This is a genomic window from Methanolobus tindarius DSM 2278 (genome assembly GCF_000504205.1).
Lineage (GTDB): Archaea > Halobacteriota > Methanosarcinia > Methanosarcinales > Methanosarcinaceae > Methanolobus > Methanolobus tindarius.
The window spans coordinates 627,474-652,977 of the sequence record NZ_AZAJ01000001.1 but is presented as its reverse complement, the minus strand read 5'-3'; the positions used below and the strand labels follow the sequence as shown (position 1 = coordinate 652,977).

The following is a 25,504-nucleotide window of genomic DNA, read 5'->3' as shown; positions in this document are numbered from 1 at the left end:
TGTTCCCTCTCATCTTCATTTACAGATGTGCTAGTATCAACCTTGCATGACAATATTGTATTTGGTTTGTTAAGAAAATAGTTTCTAGTATTAATCATCCAAATTATTTTTCTAATATTTGTGTTCAATCACTAATAATTAGAATATTTTCACAATTTTCATATATGTTCATTGCTACTGATAGGGAATAACGTTAATATATTAGACATGACTATACTTGTTCATAGTGCATAATTAATATATGTATAACAAACACACATTGTGCCAGTTTGTTTCCAGGTGAAATAAATATGATTGATTACTTACGCATCCAACATGATATGGTAATGGCCTTAAAATCAACAAATAAACTTCATGAAAGTTTAGAAATAATTCTTGAACATGCTCTTCAGCTTGAAGTAATTGATTCAGGAGCAGTTCATTTTGTAGATTCAGAGACTGATGAACTTACCTTTATAACCTGCAAGGGTTTTTCTCAAGAATTTCAAAATCATCTTCTTGGCTTAAAAGAACCAACACATGTCATGAAACAAGCAATGACAGACGATCCTGCGATAAGAAGAAAATCAGATTTAATCCAGTTTGAATTAAATAGTTCATGTGTCTCTGAAAATCAGGGTACTATATTGTTCCTTCCTATAAGGTCAAAAGGTAAAACCATAGCTATAATGAGTGTTTCTTCCCATTCTGAGGAGGAAATCCCACTTCCTGTACAGATGGTACTAGAAACAATAATTGCACATTTGGAGAATATAATCGCTCGCACAAGGGTTGAATATCAGTTAAATCTGATGGCTCAGATGAGGAAACAATTATCTGAAATGTCTACACGCTTTATAGATATGGATTCAGAAAAAACAGACGATGAAGTAAAAACAGCATTAAAAACAATTGGTGAACTGACAGGTGCTGATAAAACAGGAATTTTCATGTTATCTGATGATCACATGTATGCAAATGTGACTCATAGTTGGAGTGCGGTTGAAAATGAACATGATGTGCGGTGTTTCTATGACTTCGCTGTAGGGAATAATTCTTGGTGGCTGAATGAGTTATTAAAAGGTGAAACTTTCTGCATCAATTCTGTTGATGATATCCCCTCTGAAGCTATTATTGAAAGAAAGTTATTGCAGGAAACAAATACAAAGTCCTTATTGGTTGTACCAATGATCTACCATGGCAGAATTCTTGGAAATCTATGCTTGTTTTATTCAACTGTAATAAACAGGACAGATGAGTTCCTAAGAGTTCTCAGGATGATGGGAGAGGTTTTTGCAAATGCGCTTGAGCATAAAAGGAAAGACGACGAGATTAAAGATACTGCTCATAAATACAAGACGATTTTCGAGCAGATCCATGATGTTTATTTTGAAATTAAAATGGATGGAAGTATATTAAACATCAGCCCTTCCATAAAGGATCATATTGGATTTGAGCCAGAAGAACTAATAGGAACATCTATTATTGATATTTTTGCGCATCCAGAACGAAAACTGGATATTCTTCAGAATTTAGAGCTTACGGGAGGCATTAAAGATTACATTGTAAAAATAAAGAAAAAAGATGGTGATGATATCTATGTATCTGCAAATGCTCATTTAATCTACAGTTCCAATGGCAATATTGAAAAAATAGTAGGTATGGCTCGTGATGTCACCAAAATCAAAATGATAGAAAAGATGTCAGTCGAAGCTAAATTGTTACTTGAGAATGCATCAAATACAAAAAATGAATTTCTTTCAATTATAAACCATGAACTACGTACTCCCCTGAGCCATGTAATGGGATTTTCAGAAGTACTTATGGATAATAAAGGGCAACCTCTAACTTCACAACAACTGAAATATGTTCAGTATATTAGATCTGCAAGTAAAAAACTGTTTGATTTACTAACTTCATTAAACCACATAGCGGAAATAGAAAGTGGAAAAATGGAACTTGAAATAACTGAATTTTCATTGTCCCCTCTGCTATCAGAGATTCAAAAGATTACAAGTTCAATGGCTTCAAAAAAGAATATCAATATAATGTTTAATACAAGTATCCCTTTTGACAATATAATAGGTGATAGATCGAAGATCAAAACAATACTAATCAATCTAATAAGCAATGCAATAAAGTTCACACCGGATGGTGGGGAAGTAGTTGTAGATGTAGAACAGGATGATAAAAGAGATCTTCACTTCATTGTCAAAGATGCAGGAATTGGTATTTCTGAAGAAAATATGAAAGTACTTTTTAAGCCTTTTATTCAACTTGAAAAAACTTTGGATCGTAAGCACGAAGGAGCCGGATTAGGGCTTGCTCTTGTAAAAGAGTTTATCGATATTTTAAGGGGTGATATCAGTGTGTATAGTCAAGTTGGAATGGGTAGTACATTTAAATTTACAATTCCGGAAAATGAATTTGATGGTAATAGAAATATAAATTGTGTTTCAAAATCTATCAAACAGGCGAATTGTTAAAATTTTATTGATTCTGTAAGATGATTCATCAATTTAACATGTATATTTTTGTATATAAGCACTATTTATTGAATTGGGAATTTATTTCAAATCAGAGTTATCCTGCAGAATCAAATCAATATTAATTTTGTTACAGTAAAATCGAATCAAACTAATATTCTAAGTGCTTTCCTTCATATATTTATAAATACCCAAACCAACTTTTAAAATACTTTTAAGCTTTAACTATTAATACTGTTAGTTATAAAAATATAGATAGTGATGATTATTTTAAAATTGATATTGAGTGAGGTGCTTATGAATGAGATTAATTGATTTATCCGATGCAAAAGGACAGATTAGGGTTGAGTTTGGAGGATGTAATATGAAATGTCCCTATTGCGTTCACATACATCAGCCTGTAAAAGAATGGACTGTAGATGAGGTGCTGGATTACGCTCAAAAGTCTACAACTGAGAATGTGTATCTTGGGGGTGCAGAGCCGACTTTGCAGAAGGATCTGATGCCTTTAATAGAGGGCTTGCATGGGATGGGAAAACAGGTAATTCTGAAGTCCAATGGCATGAAACCCGATGTACTAGAAAAATCTCTTCCCTTTGTTTATGGTTTTGTGCTTGAGATCAAAGCGCCAGGTGACGATGTAAAGGCGGTGATGGAAGTTACTGGAATGTCTGAAGAGAGAACACAGAAATACCTCAAGCTTCTTGGTGAATCAATGAATATTGCAAAGCAGAAGTGGCTCAGGGTATGGATACGTGTTATTCCTGAATATGTGAATGCTGAAAACATGCCTCGCATATTACCTGACCTTGAAGGGGCTTCTGAAGTTATGCTCTACCAATTCATGAGCAACCCGGATTTTGATCTTTCATTTATGGGTCATGACTCACCAACACCTTCATGGAATGAGTTAAAAGAACTTGGAAATATGGTTCTTGAAAAGGTTCCTCAGGTAAGGCTTGTAGGAGAAAGGGGAAAACTGGTGCTGACAAAATAAGCTTTGAAACTTTGTTTTCATTGGCAATAGTTGTCCACTGTTGTCCATTCTGTTTATGGAGTGTTGATGACATTAATTGATAATCCTGTATCCGGGAAGTATAAGCGGCTCATTCTGGTTCCCGGAAATTGCCTCTTTTATAACCTTGAGCAACTTGAGTCTGATAACAATACTCTTTTTTTTATGGCTGAAGACCTGGCTTTTTGCAACCGCTTCAGATACCATAAGCATAAACTGATTCTGCTGTTATCTTCAATGAGATCATATCGTGACTGGTTGGCAGAAAAAAATGATCTTGTTTATTATGAAATAGTGAAATCGCAAGACGTTGAATACTTGGAGAAACTTCGTGTTGTTCTTGAAGAAACCGGGATAAAGGACATCATAACTTATGATTTTGAATCGATTGGACTTAAAAATGTAATCACTAATTTTTGCAGAAATAATAGAATTAATCTGCATATTGTTGATTCTCCCGGATTTATGACTACTATTAAAGAGTTTAATTCACATCGTAGAGGCCGGAAAAAGCTCCTGATGAACAATTTCTACATTTACCAACGCAGAAAATCCGCAATTCTACTTGATGATAAAGGAAAACCTTCAGGTGGCAAATGGAACTTTGATTCACAGAACAGAGAAAGCCTGCCGGATTCTATCTATGTTCCTGAGATAATTCACGCTAAAAGAACTTTCCATACGGAGGCTCTGATTAATATTATTGAGAATATTTTTCCCTTAAATCCAGGTAAATCCTCATATTTTTATCTTCCTACAACCAGAAAAGATGCTCTTTTATGGCTCTATGATTTCATTGAGAAGCGTCTGAAAAACTTTGGTCCTTATGAGGATGCAATTATCAAAAGTGAATCTTTTCTTTTTCATTCGGTTATTTCGCCTTTGATGAATATTGGCCTTCTGACGCCTGATGAGATTGTTGAGAATGCTCTTGTTTATTATGAGCAAAAAGGCCAGGAAAATAATATTCCTATTTCGAGTATAGAGGGATTTGTAAGACAGATTATCGGATGGCGTGAGTTTATGAGGGGCATGTATCATGGTCCTGATATGCGTAAGAACTTTTTCCGGCATAACCGGAAACTGGATGACAGATGGTATACAGGAGAGCTTGGAATTGAACCTGTTGATGATGTGATTAGAAAGGTGAATAAGCATGGATACTGTCATCACATTGAAAGACTGATGATACTTGGCAATTTCATGCTTCTATGTGAAACTGACCCGGATGATGTTTATCGGTGGTTTATGGAGATGTTTGTTGATTCCTATGAGTGGGTGATGATTCCAAATGTCTATGGCATGAGTCAGTTTGCTGACGGCGGTACTCTATCGACAAAACCTTATATTTCAGGTTCAACGTATATTTTGAAAATGAGCGATTATAGGAAAGGTGAGTGGTGCGATGTATGGGATGCACTTTACTGGCGCTTTGTTAACAAAAACAGGGATGCACTTAAGAGTAATTTCCGTATGGGTATGATGGTGTCAGTCTACAAACGTATGGATAATGAAAAGAAGATAAGGCTTTCCAACATTGCTGAAGAGTTTCTTGGGACTTTATAAACTACGTTTTTATATAATTTGTTTTGTCTCTCAGCTAATTTTTATAAGATAAACCGGTACATTTATTCGTTTAAAGAATGTTATATAGGGTTGATCGAAATGCAGGAATACAAGTTAAAGCGTGGTTTTAAACCTGAAACGGATAGGATTCATGAATGCCTCAAAGAGGCTTTTCCAAGTGAGATCAAAGAAGAGGATGGTAAGTTTGTTACTTCTTATGGTGTTCTTTCCAAAATAACAGTATGGATAGAAGGCAAGAAGCTGGCTGTTGATACTGAGTCTGATACTTCTATGACAGATGATGAGCTTATTCTTGATTCTAACAAGCGTTTCAGGGATTTCCTTTACGCAGCTACAGGCTATACTGCTAAGGAACGTCTGAAACAGGCAAAGAAGGAAGTTTCCAAATAATTTTCTTCTTTTTTAAGCTCACGGAGTCACTGGTATGGACTTTCTGGAAAAACTGAAGAGCTTTGATATTCCAACTTGCCTGAGAATTTGTGCAGGAACCGATGGTTCGGTGACTTTCCTGTTGGAAATTATGACTAAACACCCGACTGCTGTTGTTACTGAGTATCAACACATCATTCCTGCGGATGAGCAAATGGCGGAATTGTTTGATGTGAATGTAGGTTCAGATATCAATGAACGTGTGGTGACCCTTACTGCCGGTGATGTACCTTATGTGTTTGCCCGCTCCCTTTCAGCTATTGAAAATATGCCCGAAGGTGTGCGTTCTGATATGATGAAGGCTGATATTCCAATAGGCAGGATTCTGCGTGACCATGATATTGAAACCCGCAGGGACTTTGAGAATATTGAGATTATGGAAGATGAGACTCTTTTTGGAGCACAAAAACTGCTTTCACGTTCATATCGCATTGTTCACCATAGCGGTGTGCTTATGTGGATCAATGAAAAGTTCCCTGTTGACACGCGCTGGTGTTTATAAATAATCGCTCTTCCAACCGAAAGCTTATTAATTGATTCTGTATATTAGGGGAGAGCACCCCCATATTCTGTTCGTGCCTCGGTGGCTTAGGGGTATAGCGCGTCCTTGGTAAGGACGAGGCCGTGGGTTCAAATCCCACCCGAGGCTCTTATTCTAAAGTTCAAAGCCTTCAGATTATTCTTTGTATTTCTACAAATCAATTGTTGTAGATAAAAATTCGATTGCCATATTTTCTTCAATCACACTGTGTTAGGAGCTGAAGCCATGTTTTGATTTTTCGTAGGCATCTTTTACATTAAACAGCCAGCATCCAATGAATATACCTGATCCGGGTCTTGGTAAAATAAAAGCGAAAGTAAACAGGACTATCATACCAATAATTATTACTTTGCCAGTAGCTAACCGGCCACTATAAATCTGTCCAAGGCCAGGAATAAATAAAGACAGCAGAGCTGCAACAACTGGATTCTTTTGTCCTCGGGGTTTAGTTTGTTGATTCATAATAGTTCCGGTGGTAGGTGCTACACAATTAGGGCAGCATTCAGTATCATTGATTTCCATACCACAGTTTGAACAATTCATTATTATTTCACCAGTTTATTGAGTAGAGGTTATTAATAATTGCTATAATGTGTCATGTTCTTTTTATTTTCTGAATTCCATGTGCCTACTCTGTTTACAGATTAAATACCTGGAAATGCCTGAAAGCCCGCATGTGATTTTCAAAATGCTGGCATGCTGCAGCATATGTTTCCCATGCACACGCATTTGCAAGAATGATAGACTTCAGCGCAATATCAGGATGCAGATAATTTTCCAGAGTTTCAATGAATGCTTGCACATCGTATGATGTAAGTGCAGCAGTATTTTGTTTCTTACGATACTGTTTTATCTTGTTGTATAGTTCCCTTTCTGTTTTTATGGGACTTTGGTTCATATGAGTTAGTATGTTTTCAGCATATATGCCGATGTGCTAAGTGTAGTGAAAGTGATGTTATGGGGTCTTTATATGAACCTGTTTTCATATTGAATGAGATGTACATTATTCATAAAAACAATTCATATATTTATACTACATTTTTTTTATGAACTATTTTAGAAACATTTATTACTATATGTGGTTATGCCTTCTATCTTCATAAATTTAAGGTGGTCATATTTTGAAATGTGAAAAATGTGGTTCGGACATCAATGAAATGTCGAAGTCCTGTATCAATTGCGGTTTCAATCCCCAGGGATCAGGTAATGAAATATATGCAGGATTTGGAAAAAGGCTCATAGCTGCTATTGTGGATTCTCTTATTATTTTTGTTCCATCGATAATCATTTTCTTTGTTCTGGTTTTTGTACTCCAGGCAGCTTTATTTGTAACCTTCTTTGGAGGTAACATGGAAGGTGCGCATGCAGTAGAAACTTTAGGCAATATCATAGCATCTGTGTTGTCTTCAGGTATATTCATAATTCAGACGCTTTACTTTGCAGTATTTGAAAGCTCCGGCAAGCAGGCAACTCCGGGTAAAAGGGTGGCAGGCATAAAAGTAACAGATCTTCAGGGTGGAAGGCTTTCTTTTAGTAAAGCATTGATAAGGAACTTAGGAAAGATAGCCTCCTCTGTAATGTTTATAGGTTACATAATGATAGCTTTCACTAAACAACAACAGGGTTTGCATGACATAATCGCCGGAACTCTGGTTGTCAATGCAGAATAAACCTACAGAGATGTAGCATATAATGTCAGATCGAAGCCAGATAATAATCGAGTTGCTTTAGAAAAATAGTTGATCTGACATCTGACTTTTCCATTTTATCTATATTTCTATTTTGAAATTAATGTTATTTTATTGTTAAATTGTTATGCTTCTTCTGATATTAAAACTGAAAAATACTATGGTTTTTATTTTCAAAAACAGTATAAAATTATGTCGGAAGATTTATACCTGACTTTAGATAATATAGTTATGAAATTACCAAACGCAATCTATGGTGGTATACATGGAAAACGCAGACAATAATGCTAATGAGCTTTGCTTTTGTAAAGCAGATTTGAAAGATATTAGTCTTTTTATTGATCCAATGGCTGGCTTATTATGTCTTTTGTGAAAGACATGTGGTCTGTGTTGCTTCTCTATTTTATAGGTGATACTCTAACTACCTTATATGCATTACAGACAGGAAATTTCTATGAAGGCAATCCTATATTGTCTAATATTTTCCAGTCATATGGTTTTGCTTCTCTTATCCCGTTAAAAATCGGTTTTTTGTTTGTCATGTACCATGTTTACAACAATGCTGACAGGTATTACTGGAACATAACGAGATATTCTGTCGCCGGTATCGGCCTGCTTGCAACTCTTAGTAATACGGTTACAGTTGTTCATGGATAAGTCGGAAACTGGGTAAAATAACCAATTCCGAGCAATGTATTTTCATATTTTGATTCTCAAAAGATATTCTATGGTTAAAATTGCTTACCTGTACTTACTTGACACAATGGCTGACTGGGAGCCAGGTTTTTTGATCGCTGAACTGAATACGGCTCGTGCATTTAAAAAGGATGCAGAAAAGTACACCGTAAAAACTGTTGGTATTACAAAAGAACCTGTTGTAACAATGGGAGGAATAAGAATAGTTCCTGACATAAGTCTTGAAGAATTAGCAATCGATGATGCAGGTGTATTGATCCTTCCCGGTGGGGATACGTGGCTTGAACCAATTCATGATCCTATCATAAGTAAAGTAAAAGAGTTTCTGGATGCAGGTGTTCTGGTTGCTGCTATTTGTGGTGCAACAATGGGACTTGCAAATGCAGGAATTCTTGATAGCAGAGCACATACAAGCAATGACCTCGAGTTTTTAAAGGCAGTTTGTCCGAATTACACTGGTGAAAAGTTTTATCGTAATGAACCTTCTGTTATTGGCGATAATGTAATTACCGCTACCGGTGTTGCTCCACTGGAGTTTACACGTGAGGTCTTAAGAGCGCTCGATGTACTTTCTGTTGAAACTCTGCAAGCTTGGTACAATCTGTATACTACTCATGAGGCACAGTATTACTATGCACTTATGGATTCATTGGAGAAGTAAGGTTTTGTGAAATTGGCGTTGTTTTATCGACTATACTGGATAAATTTGGCGATCTTATCGAGTATATTCGATGTCTATATTAACTTCATTTTGTCCTGAACCAACTCAATTGATACAGGTCTGCTACTATCTTTCAGACCCCGAAACAAAAGAACGTGAGATAAACGGTCTGCTCGCCGGCATGAAGAATTTCATAACGAATGAAGGATTAATAATCACTTCCGATAAGTTTGGCGAGGATGAGATAGAGGGGAAGAAGGTTAGGTATATGCCTTTGTGGTATTGGATATTGGAGGTAAAAATAAGATGAGTCAATTAGTGATTAATTATTGGTTATATTACCAATTCAATGTTATTTTTGGCATAACCAAATAATTTAATATCTTAAATAGCATAAATAACTTTATATGGATATTGAAGTTCCTCCTCAATTAGGTGATGCCTTAGGTAAAAAAGAATGTGTCTTTTTTATAGGGGCAGGAATGTCAAAAGAAGCAAATCTTCCAAGTGGAAGGGACTTAGCGAAGATTATAGCTTCAAAATTAAAGGTATCTGATCATACAAACGAATATAATTTGCAACAATTTGCAGAAAAATATATTAATGAATATAGTAGACCACAGCTCGAGACGTTGATCAAAGACGAAATTGAGAGCAAAATAAAAAGTTGTGACCCTACTTCCTATGAATTACTAGCAAATTTAACTCCTCTCCCTTGCGATATTATTACTACGAATTATGATAGGCTTTTAGAAAATAAATTGGATTATGCCGATTTTGAACCTATTTTTGACAACAAGGCAGTTTCAAAAATTTCGAAATCAAAAACTAATCTATTCAAGTTACACGGTGATATCTATTTTTCTAATTTGAAAATAACTACAAATGATCTATTAAATTACAAAGAAGAAAATTCTATTTTGTGGGGTCAAGTCAAGTCTCTTTTACATTCAAAAACAACAGTATTCATTGGATACAGTTTTAATGATCAGCATATCTATGAATTATATGAAAACTTATGCAGCACCTTAAAAGAAAGTGCACCACGTGTATATTTAGTAGATATTGATGAAAATAGGGCAAAGACTGCTGAAAAATTTGGGTTTAAGTTTATAAATTCATCTGCAAGAATTTTTTTGACAAAAATAACTGAAGCAATGGATAATGAAAAAAATAAACAAAATTCTACATTTCCATATAAAATGGATGATAGAAGTTCAAACAATAACAATCCATTTTCATTTTATAGCACTGAGTTTTTTCCAGAAAGAAAAGATCTAATTAATGGCACTTTCATTGAACCTATCAATTTTAAGAGTATTTCAGATCCAGGTAATACAATAATTGAGGGGCATCGTGGAAGTGGAAAATCCATGATTTTAAAATATTTATCTTGTGAGCAACAAGTGAAAAGGCAGTTTACTACAGAATGGGATAAGCAAAATATTGGCATTTATGTCAAGCTAAAACCAAATATGATGAAATCCATGAAAAATGATCGTTTTGGATTGTATTCAAATGGCTGGGATTCTTTTTTTAGAACATACATTAATTTGATTATTGGTGAGGCTATTGTTGGAACTTTAGAAGAAATGAACAATCTAAATAATATTGATTCAAATTCAATTGACAATTTCATACAGGAAATGAAATATTTATTCCCTAGCTTATTTTCAAAAAATATAGCAATGAATTCATCAAATTTAAGATATTTAAAACTAGGTATCCGTAATTTAAGAAACTCATTAACAGACAATTGGGATAAATCTAATACTAATATATGTTTTCCTCCTGATTTTTTATATCAACTTCAAGATGCCTTAAAATCTAATATTACTCCGTTTTATGACAAAAATTTATACATCCTGTTGGATGAATATGATAATTTAGATGATAAACAGCAAAAGATAGTTAACACTTTGATAAAAGATAGAGATTTTCACTATAAAATAGGAGTTAAGCTATTAGGCATGAGCTATGATTGTATTGGTCACGATGTTTTAGAAGAAAACCATGACTTTGTTTATGTAAATACAGACAGATTTGACTATGATGGCTCGTCAAAAGAATATATAGGTTTTGTGCGAGAAATTGCAAATAGACGACTCCTTGCTTATAATTATGAAAATTCGATTGAAGAATTGTTGCCAGCTCATAAAAATAAAGATGTAAATAATGGAAATGATGATCTCAATGCACTTTTCAAGGACTATTCTGGGTTTGAAGACGTAGCTAAACTATCATCTGGTATTATTAGAGATTTTTTAGAATTGTGTAAAGACATGGTGTACATGTCAAACAGATGGTTAATTGATACTACTGATAATAGAAACAAATTAGATATTGTTCCTCCGAATATCCAAAACAGAATTATTAAAATTCACTCAAATATATTGTATAATGAAATTGATAATATTTCTGGTGTTGACTCTAATACAAAGGAACCTCGGAAAAACAATGTTAGAATTTTAATTGATAATTTTGCTATAACCTTCTTGAAAATATTAACAAAATCTCAAAGTAAAGAGCGTCGTACTGTATCTAGTTTTCAACTAAAAAATATTGAATACTTAAATAGTACTTCTAGAAGAGCGCTAGATGATGCAGTTTCTTATAGACTTCTACAAATATCATTAAACCAGCGAACTGGGACACAAGGTTCAGGTTATGTTTTAGGAGAGTCTTTCAAGTTTCCCCGTCTTTTATGTCCGCGATTTAATTTATCTCTTACTCAAAGATGGCCTAAAGAAATAGATAGTAAAGATTTTAATCAGCTTTTTGATGACCCTAGTGAATTTGTAAACAAAATAACTAGAAGGTTTGATATAACTGATCCAAAGTCAAAAGTTATTGATGGCATTGATCAAAAGAATATACTCGAGTTCTGAGGGAAATATGAATTCTTGGACTTCAATTAAGTTAAATGAATACAAAAGAAGAGGATTGAATTGTCATTTTGACTATCTAATTACTGCAATAAGTTATGAAGAAAGAGGATTGGAATCTACGAAACAAATTCTAATCAATTTCAACATATCTACTGTTTTATTAATAAACTTTGGAACAAAGTATTTGAGTGACGAACTAACTGAAAAGTGGTTATCACAAAAAAAAGAGTTGGAATCCTTCTTGAATGAAAATAATATAGTACATGATATATTTGAAACAGAATTGACTAATTATCAATCACTAAAGCAGAAATTTGATTTGATTGATGGTAAAACTATAGTAAATATTACAACATTTCCTAAAAATTGGATATTAATGTTGGCTAAAGAATTTGATGGTGCTCATAATTTATTTTTTTATTTAATAGATTCTTGGAGGATACCAACTGATGATGAACTAGATATAGGATTAAAGGATATAGTTGTTGTTGACGGTTTTGAAGGAGAAACTGACCTTACTACAGAAATATTATTAGTTTTAATACTTGGTTATGAAGGCCATCGTACAATCTCTTTTTTATCAAATTTCTCTAGTGATATTATCCTCCCTATTATTAGTGTGCCTAGCAAGGGGGACAAAAAAGAAGATGAATTATTTTATGATAATGTTTATAAATGCAATTGGGGGTTGCTTAATAAAAATAGTGTAGTCAGAACAAGCAACAATAAGATTCATACTATCTCTTCTTTTAGCCCTGTGGATTTTTATCATCAATTGATTGAAATCGTTTCTCAATATAAGAATGTGGATGTATGTATTTCACCTTTAGGTACAAAAATTCAAACATTAGGTTTATATTTATTTTGTAGGGACCATCCTAAAACCCAAGTTGTCTATAGTATTCCTATTAAGCGAGTCAATATTACTGAAGACTTAGACAAAGTCAAAAAGAAAAAGTCCAATATTGAAAACAATTGTTATATCTTTAAACTACCATCTGAAATTAATTAATTTTAATTGTGTCAAGCCACTTTTTCATTTGTTGTTGCCTTTTTCCAATTTTTCCCTCAAAAATAGTGAGTTCTGTATTATCACCAAATATCTTCTCGTAGCCATTAATAGCTTTGAAATAAGTTTCACCAAGATTGATGGCAACTTCTTTGTATTGCTTTTTCTTGTTCATTACCTTAAGTTTTTTAATGACTGATTTGTTTAATTCTAAGGCAATTGAATCATTCATTTTGAGGTCATAATTTTCTATTTTTTCCATAGGTTCTATAAGACCATATTTTGCTGACAAGATTGCTATGTCAAAACCATCGCAGTTTGAAAAATCATCAATATAATTTTTGATTATTCTGAAATATTGACCTTCATATCTTTCAATAGCAGGAATTTCATCTTCAAAATCTGCTTTTCTTTTAGAGCAAGGCAATATCATTAATTTAGGCCATATTCCAAAGGACTGCCTTTTATTCAATATATTATCCAAAATATAGGTTCTGACCTGTCTAAATCTGGATTTACGTGCTTCAAGGTCTCCTTTGACAGCATCTTTATTTTCTTTCTTATATTGGAATATCCAGCCTTTGTAATCGCTTCCTTGAACTCCAATCTCTAAAAAATTATAATGCCTACTTTGTGCATAGCTACCGAGTGCAAAAATCCATCCATCTGGATCAATTTTACGAATTGCTTTGAGAACATTATATAGAAAACTTTCATCCCGAATTCTGACATATCTAACGGTATTTTCTCTTTTCTCTAATAAGCCACCAACAGCAACATACTCAAATCCCATCTCTTTTAATTTTTGATAGCATTCTATATATTCATCTAGTGAATTACCCTGTGCCACTCCTATTATTTTGAAAGTTCTCTTTTCTTTGTTGTATGTTTCAATTGCCAATTTAGCGCTTTTTAGGGTCTCTTCCTTGTCTTTGAGGTGATCGATCATTATTCCATAATGAACTTTCATTTTTTCATATTGCTCAAAAAGCTGCTCATAATCATCAAACATACATCCTTCTTTTGTGAAAACCCCGGAATCGGAAATTGTGATGATTTTTTGTGCATATTTTTTTCCTTTACTGCACTTGTTCAAGTCTTTATTATGGGGACAATCTTTGCCAATTATCTCGCAATACTCATTTTCAGAACAAGGGAAATTTGCAATTACTTCTTTGAAGTTATTACTGGTGTTTGCATGGGTCATAATTCCTATTTTTTTTTCTTTAGGAATATCCAGTCCTCTGAGTATTCTTAGAGAGGCCTGCCTATCGGAAACAAAAAAAGGAACAAATATTTTATCATCTTCCCAACTCAATAACCATCAACACCAAGGAACTTCTTCAACCTATCTTCTGCATTATCTGTCTTGATTGGTATTGGTACTGCATCAAGACCGGTAGCATCATGGCTAACTAATAACCAATTTCCTTTATTAAACTTAAACGTCTGAGAAAGCATTTCTTTTGACATAGCAAAAGCTTCTGCGACTTTTTCTCTATCGGAGTCTCTTGGAAGCTTGCTAATAAAATATGTATGTGGTTGACCCATGATATTTGTATTTAGATAGGTTATTCTTTGGGTTGCTATTCCAATACCAATTCCAAATTTTCTTCCTCTTCTTGCTAATGTTTCTATAATTTGACTGGATTCAGCATAGCTTCCAGTTGCACTTTGAGGTATAAACTCATCGGCTTCATCAAATATGAATGAATTGATTGGTGTAATTTTACCATTTGCACGCCTATTTTCATATATGTAATATCCTATTTTTTTAGCAAAATTTCTCAAAGCATGAGGGTCATGTGATATTGCTATATACAAGCTATTTTTATCTTCATTATTTAAATCATGAACTAGTTGAGTAAGAGAAATTCTAGAGTTTATATTTATTTCTTCTATTTTGTTTTCAGCGATTTCTTCAAGTAAGTATATGAGTCTTTCAAGTCTTTCCTTTATGGATTTGTTCTCATCTAAATTCGCGATTTCTTCCAGATACACAATTATTTTTCTTGCAACTTCATCATTTAACTTTTCTTCTCCAAATTTCTTCAAAGGAGGTTTTAATGCTTTATTCAATGCAAATTCCATTTTGTCGCTTGTGTATTGGTCATAGATTTTATCATGAATTTCACTCATAAACTGAGTATACGTCCTTTCCATACTTGATTCAATGATCTTTATTTTATTTTGAACTAGTAACTTTTTGAGTGAATCTTGATATTGATTTTTATGTGGTTTTAATCCTTTAGGTACTAATAAATTTTTAAGTAAGGAATCGACTGCAAAATCGAGTTTATCTTCTTCACGATATTTTAAGTACTCCAAAACAGGTCCCGGTAAAGACTTCTCACCAACACATAATATACAGGAATTTATGCTATCATCTAGTAATTTGTCAATGAGTAAACCTGCATACTCATCCATTAAATCGAAAAGAAGAATTTTTAAAGTTTCATTGGATTTGTCCAGTATATTTGAAATGAAATTACTTAAGAAATTGCTTTTTCCAACACCAGTGAACCCAAACAATCCAAAATGCACTTTAATCAAATCATCAATTCTTGTGTATATTTGTATATCTTCATCTCGAATAAGATTGCCAATAGCCATTGTGTTTTCTTTTTCATTATCAATCCCATTATTAAATATTCTTTCAGTGAATTCAGGTGATAATAGTCTAACTTCCCCACCTAGCATGGGTACGGATGTTTCTTGAACAATCTTTTTTTGTTTAATAGCTGTACCAATATTGTCTACAAATTCCATGAAAATGGGCACAGCAGTGCAAATTATTTTAGTTGTGTCCTCAAAAGAATCGTTCTCTTGTTCCATCCAATCTACAGGAAGGTTTGAGGCCGCTTCCATAACATATCCAGGGTAACCTTTTATATCATTACCACCTCCACCAAGTGCGTAATGAATTGGCATAGTACTAGTTATTGAAAGTATGCTATAAGTTGTCAAATCTACGGTAGAATTAAAATTAGGAACCGCGACTAAATCACCTTCTTTTATATTAATCATTTGATTACGAGTATAGTCAAACCATATTGTATACTTATATGATGTTCTTGGATCAGGCTCCATAAGCATAAGCCTTCCAGGTTTCATTTTAAAAGGCATCTAAATTCTCCTTATTTCATCCCTAATACGTCTAAAAGTCTTGTTAAGTGGTCTTGTTCTTAAAGTAACCCCACTACTATCAATCATGAATTTTACTTTCTTATAGAGTGTTTTAGCTCCCCAATCTGCCTTATGTAATGGGTCAGGGTAACCAATTACTTCTGGATACAGATTTCTAGTTAAGATGTTCAAAAGATAAATAGTAACATCTTGAACGTGATTTTCGTTTTCATTGTTGCAAAAAGTGACTGGTTTTACTTTTCCCAAGTAATGCTCGTTTATTTGAACGGTTTCAAATCTTTCTCTTTCAAAACTAGGCATGAGCAATCTATCAATGAAAATTACATGCCCCATTAAAGGGTGATGACGATCTCTCTTCAAATAAAATTGTGCCAGTGATTTGACAATGATTCTTTCGGTGTTTACAACCTTTCCTTGAACACCTCTAATTGGTCCATTTATATCTTCTAAATGCAAGGTCATAAACGCAGAATCATATTCTATTGTTGTCCAAGGAGCATTTAGATTATCATCTCCAAGAGGTATAATTTCAAGAAAAGATCGGTCAGTCCAAGGTAATAATACGTCTTCGAACTCATATTGTTTTAGATACCGCATACACCCTAAATAGTTTCTAGAAAGATATCTTGCAGATGAATCCTTTGTGATTCCTATTAATAGAATATCATGTTTCCAAGCTTCCTCTATGATTGCTCTCATTCCTACAGATATAAGAAAACGCAAATCATTAGGGGACATCCAGCGTTTTCTGATGTCATCATGCTCTTTAGTTTCATACATAAGGACTCTTTGATCTTTATTTTTGAACAGTTTTTCACAAAATTTATCAAATAGACTTAGTGTATATGGCCATGAATCACGATATAAGTCATTTAAATGAAGGTAATCTCCTTCTTTTTTGATAATAGGTTCATCATCGGGAAAACTCTTGAGATATAATTTGTTGATGCGACGCAAAAACTCTTTTTCATCAATATCAATCTCACTAACCAATTTTGATATTTGAAGCGGAGATTCTTGGAAAAGTCTGCTGAGTACATAATTATAAAGTCTAAATTTTTTGGTGGATGGAACGCCTAATTCTCTGTTGTAAGGATGTGAATAAGCTATTAACACATCCCCTATGTTTAACTTCCTACCATTATGCACCAATCCAATCATTTCGATGTTATCGGTTCCAATGTCGTTACTAGCTAATATCCCACTCATTGTTTGATCCCAAAGAATAAATTTAGGGCGTAAGCTAGAAGCTTTCATTAAATCATATATGAGGTATATTTCGGCGAGTTGCATTATTTGTGTATGGATAGACAAAAGATTCACTTTTTCCTCATCTGGTTTTAACACAAATTGTTCTTCTGATACATCATTTAATTCTGCAAATGGTACAGGAACATAGGCAACCATGCTTACATCTTGTTCAGATGACCATTTTTCATACTTTACTTTAGGAGGTTCGCCTTCAAAATGAATACTTCCTCGTATTCCATAAGAACCTCCAAAAAAGACCATATAGTCTCCTAAACGGTCTTTATAACAGGTACCATCTATTGCAGCGAATTTAACTTCATCACTCTTAAAAATGTGTTCAACTAAACGTTTAATTTGCCTCTGTTTAGAACTGTCTGCAAAGTGAGAACAATCTTTAATTAATTCTGAAAAAAAAGTGTCATAAAATTCTTTTGCATTTTTTGCTCTTTCAGTGTAGAGCTTTTCATATTCATTTTGAGATATATCAAGTGCTTTTTTGTACCCCGAGAGAATTTCAGATATTATTGACCCCATGATGTTCTAATATAAGTTGTAAAAACTCAAATAAATATTTTTTTAAATCAATCTATTAGTTCTAGCAACAGAACAACTTTTTGAGTTTCACTTCTTCCCTCTGTTCCTCTTATCCCTCACATATATCAACACACTTTTTCCTGAACCTCCATGCGTCCTTCTGTCGATGTCGAATAGGTTTGTTGCTTCCACGAGTTCTCCAAGTTTTTTGTAACCATAGTTTCTCGGGTCAAAGGCAGGATTGCGTTTGATAAGATTTCCACCGACTTCTGCGAGGAACGCCCATCCTTCTTCATCAGCAGAATCTTCGACCGCATTTCTGAGGTGATTCATAAGTTTTGCATTTCCTCTAAGTTTTTCAATATCATTTTTTTCTGATTTTGGGGATTCTGAAACTTCAGATTTAGATGCTTCTTCTTTTCTCAGGTTTTCAGTAAAGATGAACTTGTCACAGGCTGAAATAAAAGCTACAGGTGTTTTCTTTTCACCGAAACCGTATACTTTTAGTCCAGATTCTCTAATTCTCTGGGACAGGCGGGTAAAGTCACTATCACTTGAAACAATGCAGAATCCGTCCAGTTTCTCTGTGTAAAGCAGATCCATGGCATCAATAATTAGTGAACTGTCAGTTGCATTTTTTCCTGTGGTATATGCAAATTGCTGTATCGGCTGGATAGAATGCTCAAGCAATGACTCTTTCCATGAAACCAGATTAGGAGATGTCCAGTCTCCATATATTCTCTTCACACTGGCAATACCATATATCGCAATCTCATCCATCAACCCTTCTATGATTGAAGGCTGAGCATTATCAGCATCAATCAGTACAGCAAGTCTGTCATGTGTTCCATTTTCGTCCATATTTCAGATTATCCTAGTTAAAGCACACCAGAATTCTTCATGTATAAATTGAACAATGTAATCGCTTTGAAAATACAAAGAAGCAACTTACTGTTGCCCCTTCCTCAAACTCTTCATTCTTTCAAGTTCAGTCTCAAGCTCCTGGATTTTCAGCTCATCTATCTTATCGGTAAGTTCGTCCAGTTCCTTGTCAGCAAGTTTAACTGAATCGTGGAGTTTTTCAACAATATTTTTCTCCAGGCTGAGTTTTTGTCTTTTTGTTTCGCTGATAAGGTCATCAACAAGGATCTTCCCTTCTTCCTTGCTTAATTTTCCGGTATCAACTTTTTCCTTAACGAACTCTCTGATTCTCTCTTCTGAAAGTGCTGCAAGTCCTGCACCGATAAGTGCTGCTGCTCCTAAAAGACCGACTTTTTTCATTTTATCCATATTATAACTCCCACTATTTAGTTTTCGTAAATATACTGAATACAATGTTCAGATGCAACCCCCGAATTATCATTGTATTGCCATAAATAAATGGGATTTTAACATATATCAAATCAATGGAACATTAAAAATACTATAATCTTAAGTATTCATTAAAAAAGAAAGGCAGTACAGCACCTGTTCAAAAGTTCTGCTATGCCAGGACAATTTGATTAGACAATAAATTCTACAGTTTTATTTGTGTTTGCCACAACCGCAGCTTCTTCCAAGAAAAGTGGAAACCCGGTGTTTAAGATGGTGGACCTCATGCTCGCTCATATTATCGAGTATATCCTTGTGCTCAGTATCAATATGCTCAAACATATTCTGCTCAACCTCATCAAGACTATTTCCTATTGCCATATAGTTACAGCCATCGATTCCTATATCATTGCATTTAACCATTCTAATTTTCATAAAGCCTGCTCCGGTAGTTAGGAATGAGTTCTATACAGTTCGTAGGATATAAACTTAGTTTTTTGTTCAGAATAATCCTTTTTCTTTGCAGTATTTGTTTACAATTTTTGACTTATCTCTTTTCATACTGCTTTTTACATAGCCCACATAAAGACTGCCTATCAACATTGGGAGAAACAGTGCATCACCAATATGAATTGTTAATTTATTTTCCAGCACATTTATCCAGTCTACAGAGTTATTCATCCCTACTACAAATGAATATAAAACGATAAGACACAATATTAGTCCTGTTCCAGCTACATAGATACCTGCAAAGTTTAAAGCCAGTTTTCCATCCATTTTCAGGTTTCTGGGTTTTCCGTTGTTGTATGTTTTTCCATTGAAGCAGTTCATAATAATAACGTATTGCTTATCTTTATATCTGTAAGTGTATATCATGAACGGATTATATAGTCCAAGACATTCTAAATTTTCAGAGACAAAGTCCTGTACATTCACATCTCTTTGTCCATCGCCTTGCAATTTAATTCCATCAAGCAATCTCTCTCCCACATAATTATCAAACTGATTTTTGAATTCATGTGGTTCAAACCCAAAAGGAATCATCTTGAAGTTTCCATATTTTTGTCCGGAATATTTTATATCGGAAAAAGGAACTTCATTCTTTACAATAAATGATATTATTTCTCTGGTATTGATGTCCTTATCAATAGAAGATGTCAGATCAGTTGCAATAGTACTATGCTGAATTTTCCCCGGATAAGTCCCGATTTTTTGAAAAAAATCCTTTTCATGTCTGGGTTTTACTTCATTAACTATTATTGTTTTTCCTTTTTCATCTCTTTTTTTAACAGACTCTGACACAAAACGTGTTTTTATGTAGTATGCTATATATTCCACCTTGACTCTGTAACTAAGTCTGAAATAATAATATGGAATATAGATCCTGAAGCAATTTGATTCCAATCCATAGCGAGTAATAATATCTTCTGCAGACATGCAGCTGCTTAACATCGAATTTTTAATTTTCTTGAAGAACTTTTCTTCACCACTCCTGTCAGGCATAAACAAAACATCATTCAAGTTATATTGTGATGATTTAGTATACACTATTCCAACCCCCATCCTCCTTCAAATGTAAATTACAATAAGCTTTCAATGATTGTTTACATCTTACAGGTTTGATTATTCAGTATTATTAGATATTTGAATGTATATATTAAAGTTTAATGCAGCTATTTTATCTATCTTCAAAGTAAATCATATTTTGAAACATGAAGGTCAACGACATGAAAGCCATCCTCAAATTCAGTACAAGGGAAGAAGCAATATTTGGAAAATTCGACCTTCCCAGGGATGCATTTTATCCAATGATCCTTTCTTTGAAAGTTGGCGGTGCATGGAGCTATTCCACAAATGACCTGAAAAGCATCTCTGTGATGAAGGTCTTTACTGACTACTATAAGGAAAGCAAAACAGGCCATACTATTGAAGAAGTGTGGTTGTTGCTGAATCCCGAATGGGTATCAAAGGAAGGCATTGTTCACAGACTGGAAAAATGTGGTGGGAAGGAAGAGCGTTCCCTTGTCACAAGGCCTTATTCAGTTACACTCAGGGCTGAAAGGATAATAGTAGCTTCAATCAGCACAGCAAAACAGAAAATATTCATAAAAGAATCTACTGAAAAAACAGTATCATTCTCCGGCCCTTCCGCATTTTATGCTGCACATGAGATGGAACATCTGGATCATGTGGAAATAGAAGGCCTTCCTATGTGGGCTTTTGAATATGAAAAAGTAAAGGAATGATACTTACATCAATACTACAAGAACTTTTTATGGACCAATTGAGTCACTAATTAAATGCATATATTTTTATATACTTCATACATGCATTAAAAATGCAATACAGTTATTAAATAGATAAGCAATTTAGTGACTGGGTTAAAGGTACTGATTATATCAATTCTTACGGAAAACTTTCCGGTTTGAAAAAGGTGTTTACATGGGAATGTTAGATGACGTAAAATCAAAGAAAAAGCAGAAAGCTGCTGAGAACTGGATAAAAATGGGTGATTCAGCCAAAACGGTTGATAAACAGGTAGAATATTATACTAAATCACTGGATATCGATCCTTACAGTGCTGAAGCATGGTTCAAGAAAGGAAAAGCTCTTGAAAAAATGGGACGTTTTGAGGAAGCCAAAAAAAGCTTTGATCTTGCTATAGAGGTCGATCCGGACTATCAGGGTCTGATTGGTGCTACAGCCGGATCATCAGCCAGTGCGTCTTCAGCTCCTTTAGTGGAGGACAATGTTTCAGAGCCTGAGACTCCTGCACCGGTAATTGAAGAACAAATAGTGGAAGAAGAAATTCCTTCTGAACCTGAGCCAGTCACAACAGAAGAACCTTCTGATGAGGGTGTTTCATCATACCAGACACCTGTTGGTGACGAATCAATATTTAGCAATGTAATCTCAGGTGATGAGCCTGACAACGGCTCCCCTTCATATGCAAACGAAGATTATGTTGAAGGACAGGAAGAGCTCATCGAAGATCTCGATGCGGAACCTGAACCAGAAACATTTACCACACAGGACTTCGGGTATGAATCCCGCGAAGAACCAGAAGAGAACGTTTTTGGAAGCGGTTCAGTTTCAACATCAGAACCAGAAGAACATGATGTGATCTCAGGTTCCCCTTCAGTTGTCGAAAGAGATGAACCATCTGTATTCTCATCTCCCGAGCCTGTGGAAGAAAGGGAAGATACATTTTCATCTCCATCCACACCGGCATCGCAGGAACCTGTTTCATCTTACACCGCAGAAGAAAATGTAATTGGAAGAACCGAACCTGAAACAATAAGGTCTGAACCTGCAAGTGCTCCAGCAAGCACACCTGTGGATGCTTCAGTCCCTCCTGTCCCTGAAGCACCAAAAAGACAGGCAGCAGGATATGATTCATCTTCCAGCACCATAACAGGTTCTAAACCAGTTGCGATTTTAGGAGCTGATCTTGTGGATATAAGGATACCATTGAATGAAACTCTCAAATTCTGGGCAGTCGGCGTTGTAGCAATGCTAATTGTCCTGATTCTCTCCAAGATACTTTGAGACTGTTATGTCGCAGGTTAAAGGAGTTCAAAATAAAAAGAGATATCCGGTTTGTAGGATATCTTCATTCTTTTTTAACTCGGTAGAAAACCTCATATTGATAGCAATTATACCTTTACATATCTGTCAGGTTTATTCCCCAGTCGATTCAATTTAACTTCCTTTAGATGATTAGAATAACTTATTGCCCTTGCCTATTTTTCATTATATTCACTGTTTTCATCGGTACCTGAATATCTCTCTTTCATCTGGTGTTTACTAATACTTTCATTTCTAATTATGCAGAAAAAGAGCTCGTCTACTCAGCTTTTGAAGGGGGAGAGCTTTCAAGCATATCCTCCCACGTCTCATCAGTAAGTCTCTCAGACATTGGCTGTTCAAACTCATAATATGTCATTACAGGACCAGCACCCATGAGAATCCTGCCATCAGGTAATTTATAGGCCACGACTACCATATCCACATATCCTACACCTTCTTCCAGCACATTGCCTGAATCTGAGTCAGTATGCACGTCTGCCACTATTGTGGTTTTCTGGTGTTCTTTTTCAACACCAACCATCACATTTTCAAGCTCTTGCCCAAACGATTCAATAAAATCATAGTCTTTCTCAGAGAGTTCTTCATTCTGCAATTCCTTTTCTGAAATTTCTACCAGTCTTTCAAGTACGTCTTCCAGTTTTTCCAGGCGAATAATGGAGTAGGTATCAAGAACTCCCATTTCCTCCAGACCGCTATTAGTCATGCGTGTAAGGGCAAGTAGCCTGTTGTAGAATTCCGGCACAGGTTCGACATAACCCACAACTCTTTCCGTCTCAGGTTCAGGAGGAGGGCTTGATCTTACCTCGTAGCTCTGTTTAGCATAGAGTATTGTATCATGCCGAAGTTCTGTCCATGAAGCCATACTTGTTGTGAGTTGTTTATCCTGCCACGCTTCCGTTTGCATAAAAGTTGGGTATCCTGTACCGTAATCCTTCATAAGAGGCTGCAGGGTATAGAGATGAGACCAATACAGGTTCCTTGACCATTCCGAATCAGTAAAAGTATTAAATTCCGTCTCGAGGTTTCCGTACTGTTCTGTATATCCGGGCTTTGAAGTGTCTCCCTGTGCTTCAAGGTACTCGTAAGCTCTCTGCGAACCGAGAAGTGCCATTACATCAAGGCTTTTCGGCATGAACCTGTCATCTACGGCAGGATATACAAGATTCTGGAACATATAGGAATCCGGTGTGAATCTCTGGCCCATAAACCTGAATCCTTCTGTGTCTTCAAGTAACCTGTCTAGTTCTTCAAGGTCAGTCCCCTCAATTATTACATTCCCAGTGCCGCCATATATTTCGGGACTTTGGTATATCGCAAGTTCTGCCTTTAATGCTTCAACATCAAGGTCTTCTATTGTCCCGTTTCCTCCCATTACAGAATTAAGGGCTTCTATGTACTCATATGGACCCAGGTCATCTGAAAAACCAACATAGAATGCGGTTACTGAGTAAATCTTTTCCCAGCTTTCCATAAGTTGCACTTCGTTTTCCAGATGAGAAGCTATAAGGCTGGCACTCCGTGTCTGTATCCTGGCATCCCGGTCAGGATCTGCAGACTCTATCAAGTCACCCTTAAGCAACATGCTCATACGGCCGTGCCACATGACTGCCTTGAAATAGTTTTTAAGCTTTTCCGAGTAGGTGTAGTGTCCTCGTGGGACATACTGGGAATAATCTTCCTGATAGTTGAATATGGGTGAGAGAGCAAATCCTTCATGTCCCTCTATGAGTGTGAGTTCTGTTTCCACTTCCTCCTTCACATCATAAGGGATTTCAAATGTGTACTCTCTGGCTTCTTCAGGACTAAGCTTTCCATCTCCTGAGAATAAGGCCTCTTCTTCATCGACTGCAAGTTGTTCAACGTCAGGCTCAAGTAGACTCAGCGCCACTGCAAAATACGCCATATTCCTTCTGGCCGCTTCTTTTGTTTCTCCTGTTGACGTTTCATAATCCTCTATGGATTTCTGGAGCAGTTCGTTGTCTATTTCCCATATGGTATTGTAGAACTCATTTTCCTCTATACGTCGCAGTGTTCCATCGAACTGGATATGATATAAATGCAGCAGGGAGTCTGAGGTTATGAATATGGGGATGTCCTTGTCTTCAAGTGTTCCGTACATGTCAGTGATAATCTCTTCTTCCGGGTCGAAGGGATTTTCCATAACTACAAAACCATTTTTCTGAATTTTTTTAATAGCATTCTCATCGAGGGATACATGTGAGATGAATTCATCGTAATTCGCTATGTCCTGTGTATCAAGCGGAAATTTGTATTGTGCTGCCTGAAGTTCAACATCAAGCGGTTCAAGATGGTAGTATTGTCCGAAGGATATTTCCCTACTTCCAGATTTATCAATAGTCACTTCTTTGGTTGACAGCATTGATACACTATCTATAGTTTCTTTTGTATTGTTAGGCGTACTGGAATTATCAATACATCCTCCAGTGAACAAAAAGAGTAAAACGGTTGCCAGTGTGAGAAACTTGGTGGATTTTGATTGCATGTTTTCTTTTCCGTTTGTAATTTGTGAACAGAAGATGAAATATAAATTGTTATTAGATTATTTAACAATTATTAGAATTTAGTATATATCAAATACTATTGTACGTTATATTTAAAAAAATTGTATGCATATATATTACATTTTCTTAAGTTCAGTTACACTTATTGTAAGGATCACTGAAAATTTGC

Annotated in this window: 23 protein-coding genes and 1 tRNA gene; 14 read left to right on the top strand and 10 right to left on the bottom strand. The window is 35.1% G+C overall.

What is annotated here, in order from left to right:
* The first annotated feature begins 290 nt into the window (after nucleotides 1-290).
* From METTI_RS02980 to METTI_RS02955, 6 genes are all read left to right on the top strand, one after another.
* Nucleotides 291-2,465, top strand: coding sequence for an ATP-binding protein (locus METTI_RS02980; protein ID WP_023844333.1), 2,175 nt, complete (start codon nucleotides 291-293; stop codon nucleotides 2,463-2,465).
* Nucleotides 2,466-2,766: 301 nt separating this feature from the next.
* Nucleotides 2,767-3,462 carry a radical SAM protein gene (locus tag METTI_RS02975; protein ID WP_023844332.1) on the top strand — a complete coding sequence of 232 codons (696 nt, stop codon included), beginning with the start codon at nucleotides 2,767-2,769 and terminating at the stop codon, nucleotides 3,460-3,462.
* Between the two features lie 66 nt (nucleotides 3,463-3,528).
* Nucleotides 3,529-5,046 carry a cryptochrome/photolyase family protein gene (locus METTI_RS02970; RefSeq protein WP_023844331.1) on the top strand — a complete coding sequence of 506 codons (1,518 nt, stop codon included), beginning with the start codon at nucleotides 3,529-3,531 and terminating at the stop codon, nucleotides 5,044-5,046.
* Between the two features lie 99 nt (nucleotides 5,047-5,145).
* Nucleotides 5,146-5,457 (top strand): DUF5611 family protein, encoded by a 312-nt coding sequence (locus tag METTI_RS02965; protein WP_023844330.1) that lies wholly within the window; start codon nucleotides 5,146-5,148, stop codon nucleotides 5,455-5,457.
* Between the two features lie 34 nt (nucleotides 5,458-5,491).
* Nucleotides 5,492-5,998 carry a chorismate--pyruvate lyase family protein gene (locus tag METTI_RS02960; protein WP_023844329.1) on the top strand — a complete coding sequence of 169 codons (507 nt, stop codon included), beginning with the start codon at nucleotides 5,492-5,494 and terminating at the stop codon, nucleotides 5,996-5,998.
* A 75-nt stretch (nucleotides 5,999-6,073) separates the two neighbouring features.
* Nucleotides 6,074-6,145, top strand: a tRNA-Thr gene (locus METTI_RS02955).
* Between the two features lie 102 nt (nucleotides 6,146-6,247).
* On the opposite strand, the gene METTI_RS02950 is transcribed toward METTI_RS02955, so the two are convergent.
* Entirely contained in the window at nucleotides 6,248-6,559 is a 312-nt protein-coding gene (locus tag METTI_RS02950; protein WP_211232184.1) for a DUF5683 domain-containing protein, read from the bottom strand.
* Between the two features lie 115 nt (nucleotides 6,560-6,674).
* Nucleotides 6,675-6,935, bottom strand: a complete 261-nt coding sequence (locus tag METTI_RS02945; protein WP_023844327.1) for a hypothetical protein — start codon at nucleotides 6,933-6,935, stop codon at nucleotides 6,675-6,677.
* Between the two features lie 223 nt (nucleotides 6,936-7,158).
* Between METTI_RS02945 and METTI_RS02940 the strand changes: the two genes are divergently transcribed.
* The 6 genes from METTI_RS02940 (at nucleotide 7,159) to METTI_RS02915 (ending at nucleotide 12,982) form a co-directional block, all read left to right on the top strand.
* Complete coding sequence (locus METTI_RS02940) at nucleotides 7,159-7,707, top strand: RDD family protein (protein ID WP_052324301.1); 549 nt, start codon at nucleotides 7,159-7,161, stop codon at nucleotides 7,705-7,707.
* 378 nt (nucleotides 7,708-8,085) lie between these two features.
* The gene (locus METTI_RS02935) at nucleotides 8,086-8,382 is read left to right on the top strand and encodes a DUF5658 family protein (protein WP_023844324.1); all 297 of its coding nucleotides are present in this window, start codon (nucleotides 8,086-8,088) and stop codon (nucleotides 8,380-8,382) included.
* Between the two features lie 70 nt (nucleotides 8,383-8,452).
* Nucleotides 8,453-9,082 carry a type 1 glutamine amidotransferase family protein gene (locus METTI_RS02930; RefSeq protein ID WP_023844323.1) on the top strand — a complete coding sequence of 210 codons (630 nt, stop codon included), beginning with the start codon at nucleotides 8,453-8,455 and terminating at the stop codon, nucleotides 9,080-9,082.
* Between the two features lie 70 nt (nucleotides 9,083-9,152).
* Nucleotides 9,153-9,392, top strand: a complete 240-nt coding sequence (locus METTI_RS02925) for an ATP-binding protein (RefSeq protein ID WP_052324300.1) — start codon at nucleotides 9,153-9,155, stop codon at nucleotides 9,390-9,392.
* Nucleotides 9,393-9,489: 97 nt separating this feature from the next.
* Complete coding sequence (locus METTI_RS02920; RefSeq protein WP_023844322.1) at nucleotides 9,490-11,970, top strand: ORC-CDC6 family AAA ATPase; 2,481 nt, start codon at nucleotides 9,490-9,492, stop codon at nucleotides 11,968-11,970.
* 7 nt (nucleotides 11,971-11,977) lie between these two features.
* Nucleotides 11,978-12,982, top strand: coding sequence for a hypothetical protein (locus tag METTI_RS02915; protein WP_023844321.1), 1,005 nt, complete (start codon nucleotides 11,978-11,980; stop codon nucleotides 12,980-12,982).
* Here METTI_RS02915 and METTI_RS14995 read toward each other — a convergent pair.
* The 7 genes from METTI_RS14995 to METTI_RS02880 all read right to left on the bottom strand — a co-directional run bounded on the left by METTI_RS14995 (nucleotide 12,975) and on the right by METTI_RS02880 (nucleotide 20,785).
* Nucleotides 12,975-14,297: a DUF6884 domain-containing protein gene (locus METTI_RS14995; protein ID WP_023844320.1), complete on the bottom strand. Its 1,323-nt coding sequence runs from the start codon at nucleotides 14,295-14,297 to the stop codon at nucleotides 12,975-12,977. The genes METTI_RS02915 and METTI_RS14995 overlap by 8 nt on opposite strands.
* Nucleotides 14,294-16,105: an ATP-binding protein gene (locus METTI_RS02905; RefSeq protein WP_023844319.1), complete on the bottom strand. Its 1,812-nt coding sequence runs from the start codon at nucleotides 16,103-16,105 to the stop codon at nucleotides 14,294-14,296. The genes METTI_RS14995 and METTI_RS02905 overlap by 4 nt, the downstream gene beginning before the upstream one ends.
* Entirely contained in the window at nucleotides 16,106-17,911 is a 1,806-nt protein-coding gene (locus METTI_RS02900) for a hypothetical protein (protein WP_023844318.1), read from the bottom strand.
* Nucleotides 17,912-17,998: 87 nt separating this feature from the next.
* Nucleotides 17,999-18,772 carry an NYN domain-containing protein gene (locus METTI_RS02895; RefSeq protein WP_023844317.1) on the bottom strand — a complete coding sequence of 258 codons (774 nt, stop codon included), beginning with the start codon at nucleotides 18,770-18,772 and terminating at the stop codon, nucleotides 17,999-18,001.
* 87 nt (nucleotides 18,773-18,859) lie between these two features.
* Nucleotides 18,860-19,201 (bottom strand): hypothetical protein, encoded by a 342-nt coding sequence (locus METTI_RS02890; protein WP_023844316.1) that lies wholly within the window; start codon nucleotides 19,199-19,201, stop codon nucleotides 18,860-18,862.
* A 234-nt stretch (nucleotides 19,202-19,435) separates the two neighbouring features.
* Nucleotides 19,436-19,657: a DUF1059 domain-containing protein gene (locus tag METTI_RS02885; RefSeq protein ID WP_023844315.1), complete on the bottom strand. Its 222-nt coding sequence runs from the start codon at nucleotides 19,655-19,657 to the stop codon at nucleotides 19,436-19,438.
* Between the two features lie 66 nt (nucleotides 19,658-19,723).
* The gene (locus METTI_RS02880) at nucleotides 19,724-20,785 is read right to left on the bottom strand and encodes a hypothetical protein (RefSeq protein WP_156916234.1); all 1,062 of its coding nucleotides are present in this window, start codon (nucleotides 20,783-20,785) and stop codon (nucleotides 19,724-19,726) included.
* 149 nt (nucleotides 20,786-20,934) lie between these two features.
* Here METTI_RS02880 and METTI_RS02875 point away from each other — a divergent pair, with 149 nt between their 5' ends.
* The gene (locus tag METTI_RS02875; RefSeq protein WP_048135081.1) at nucleotides 20,935-21,468 is read left to right on the top strand and encodes a putative ATP-dependent zinc protease; all 534 of its coding nucleotides are present in this window, start codon (nucleotides 20,935-20,937) and stop codon (nucleotides 21,466-21,468) included.
* Nucleotides 21,469-21,664: 196 nt separating this feature from the next.
* A complete protein-coding gene (locus tag METTI_RS02870; protein WP_023844312.1) occupies nucleotides 21,665-22,771 on the top strand; it encodes a tetratricopeptide repeat protein in 1,107 nt (368 codons plus the stop codon).
* A 298-nt stretch (nucleotides 22,772-23,069) separates the two neighbouring features.
* Here the strand turns inward: METTI_RS02870 and METTI_RS02865 are convergent, their stop codons facing one another.
* Nucleotides 23,070-25,316, bottom strand: coding sequence for a DUF3160 domain-containing protein (locus METTI_RS02865; RefSeq protein WP_023844311.1), 2,247 nt, complete (start codon nucleotides 25,314-25,316; stop codon nucleotides 23,070-23,072).
* Between the last annotated feature and the right edge of the window lie 188 nt (nucleotides 25,317-25,504).

What these genes read in the sequence shown, in the direction of transcription:
- METTI_RS02980 (WP_023844333.1), top strand. Translation starts at nt 291, where the DNA reads ATGATTGATTACTTACGCATCCAACATGATATGGTAATGGCCTTAAAA.
- METTI_RS02975 (WP_023844332.1), top strand. Translation starts at nt 2,767, where the DNA reads ATGAGATTAATTGATTTATCCGATGCAAAAGGACAGATTAGGGTTGAG.
- METTI_RS02970 (WP_023844331.1), top strand. Translation starts at nt 3,529, where the DNA reads ATGACATTAATTGATAATCCTGTATCCGGGAAGTATAAGCGGCTCATT.
- METTI_RS02965 (WP_023844330.1), top strand. Translation starts at nt 5,146, where the DNA reads ATGCAGGAATACAAGTTAAAGCGTGGTTTTAAACCTGAAACGGATAGG.
- METTI_RS02960 (WP_023844329.1), top strand. Translation starts at nt 5,492, where the DNA reads ATGGACTTTCTGGAAAAACTGAAGAGCTTTGATATTCCAACTTGCCTG.
- METTI_RS02950 (WP_211232184.1), bottom strand. Translation starts at nt 6,559, where the DNA reads ATGGAAATCAATGATACTGAATGCTGCCCTAATTGTGTAGCACCTACC.
- METTI_RS02945 (WP_023844327.1), bottom strand. Translation starts at nt 6,935, where the DNA reads ATGAACCAAAGTCCCATAAAAACAGAAAGGGAACTATACAACAAGATA.
- METTI_RS02935 (WP_023844324.1), top strand. Translation starts at nt 8,086, where the DNA reads ATGTCTTTTGTGAAAGACATGTGGTCTGTGTTGCTTCTCTATTTTATA.
- METTI_RS02930 (WP_023844323.1), top strand. Translation starts at nt 8,453, where the DNA reads ATGGTTAAAATTGCTTACCTGTACTTACTTGACACAATGGCTGACTGG.
- METTI_RS02925 (WP_052324300.1), top strand. Translation starts at nt 9,153, where the DNA reads ATGTCTATATTAACTTCATTTTGTCCTGAACCAACTCAATTGATACAG.
- METTI_RS02920 (WP_023844322.1), top strand. Translation starts at nt 9,490, where the DNA reads ATGGATATTGAAGTTCCTCCTCAATTAGGTGATGCCTTAGGTAAAAAA.
- METTI_RS02915 (WP_023844321.1), top strand. Translation starts at nt 11,978, where the DNA reads ATGAATTCTTGGACTTCAATTAAGTTAAATGAATACAAAAGAAGAGGA.
- METTI_RS02905 (WP_023844319.1), bottom strand. Translation starts at nt 16,105, where the DNA reads ATGCCTTTTAAAATGAAACCTGGAAGGCTTATGCTTATGGAGCCTGAT.
- METTI_RS02900 (WP_023844318.1), bottom strand. Translation starts at nt 17,911, where the DNA reads ATGGGGTCAATAATATCTGAAATTCTCTCGGGGTACAAAAAAGCACTT.
- METTI_RS02895 (WP_023844317.1), bottom strand. Translation starts at nt 18,772, where the DNA reads ATGGACGAAAATGGAACACATGACAGACTTGCTGTACTGATTGATGCT.
- METTI_RS02890 (WP_023844316.1), bottom strand. Translation starts at nt 19,201, where the DNA reads ATGGATAAAATGAAAAAAGTCGGTCTTTTAGGAGCAGCAGCACTTATC.
- METTI_RS02885 (WP_023844315.1), bottom strand. Translation starts at nt 19,657, where the DNA reads ATGAAAATTAGAATGGTTAAATGCAATGATATAGGAATCGATGGCTGT.
- METTI_RS02880 (WP_156916234.1), bottom strand. Translation starts at nt 20,785, where the DNA reads ATGGGGGTTGGAATAGTGTATACTAAATCATCACAATATAACTTGAAT.
- METTI_RS02875 (WP_048135081.1), top strand. Translation starts at nt 20,935, where the DNA reads ATGAAGGTCAACGACATGAAAGCCATCCTCAAATTCAGTACAAGGGAA.
- METTI_RS02870 (WP_023844312.1), top strand. Translation starts at nt 21,665, where the DNA reads ATGGGAATGTTAGATGACGTAAAATCAAAGAAAAAGCAGAAAGCTGCT.
- METTI_RS02865 (WP_023844311.1), bottom strand. Translation starts at nt 25,316, where the DNA reads ATGCAATCAAAATCCACCAAGTTTCTCACACTGGCAACCGTTTTACTC.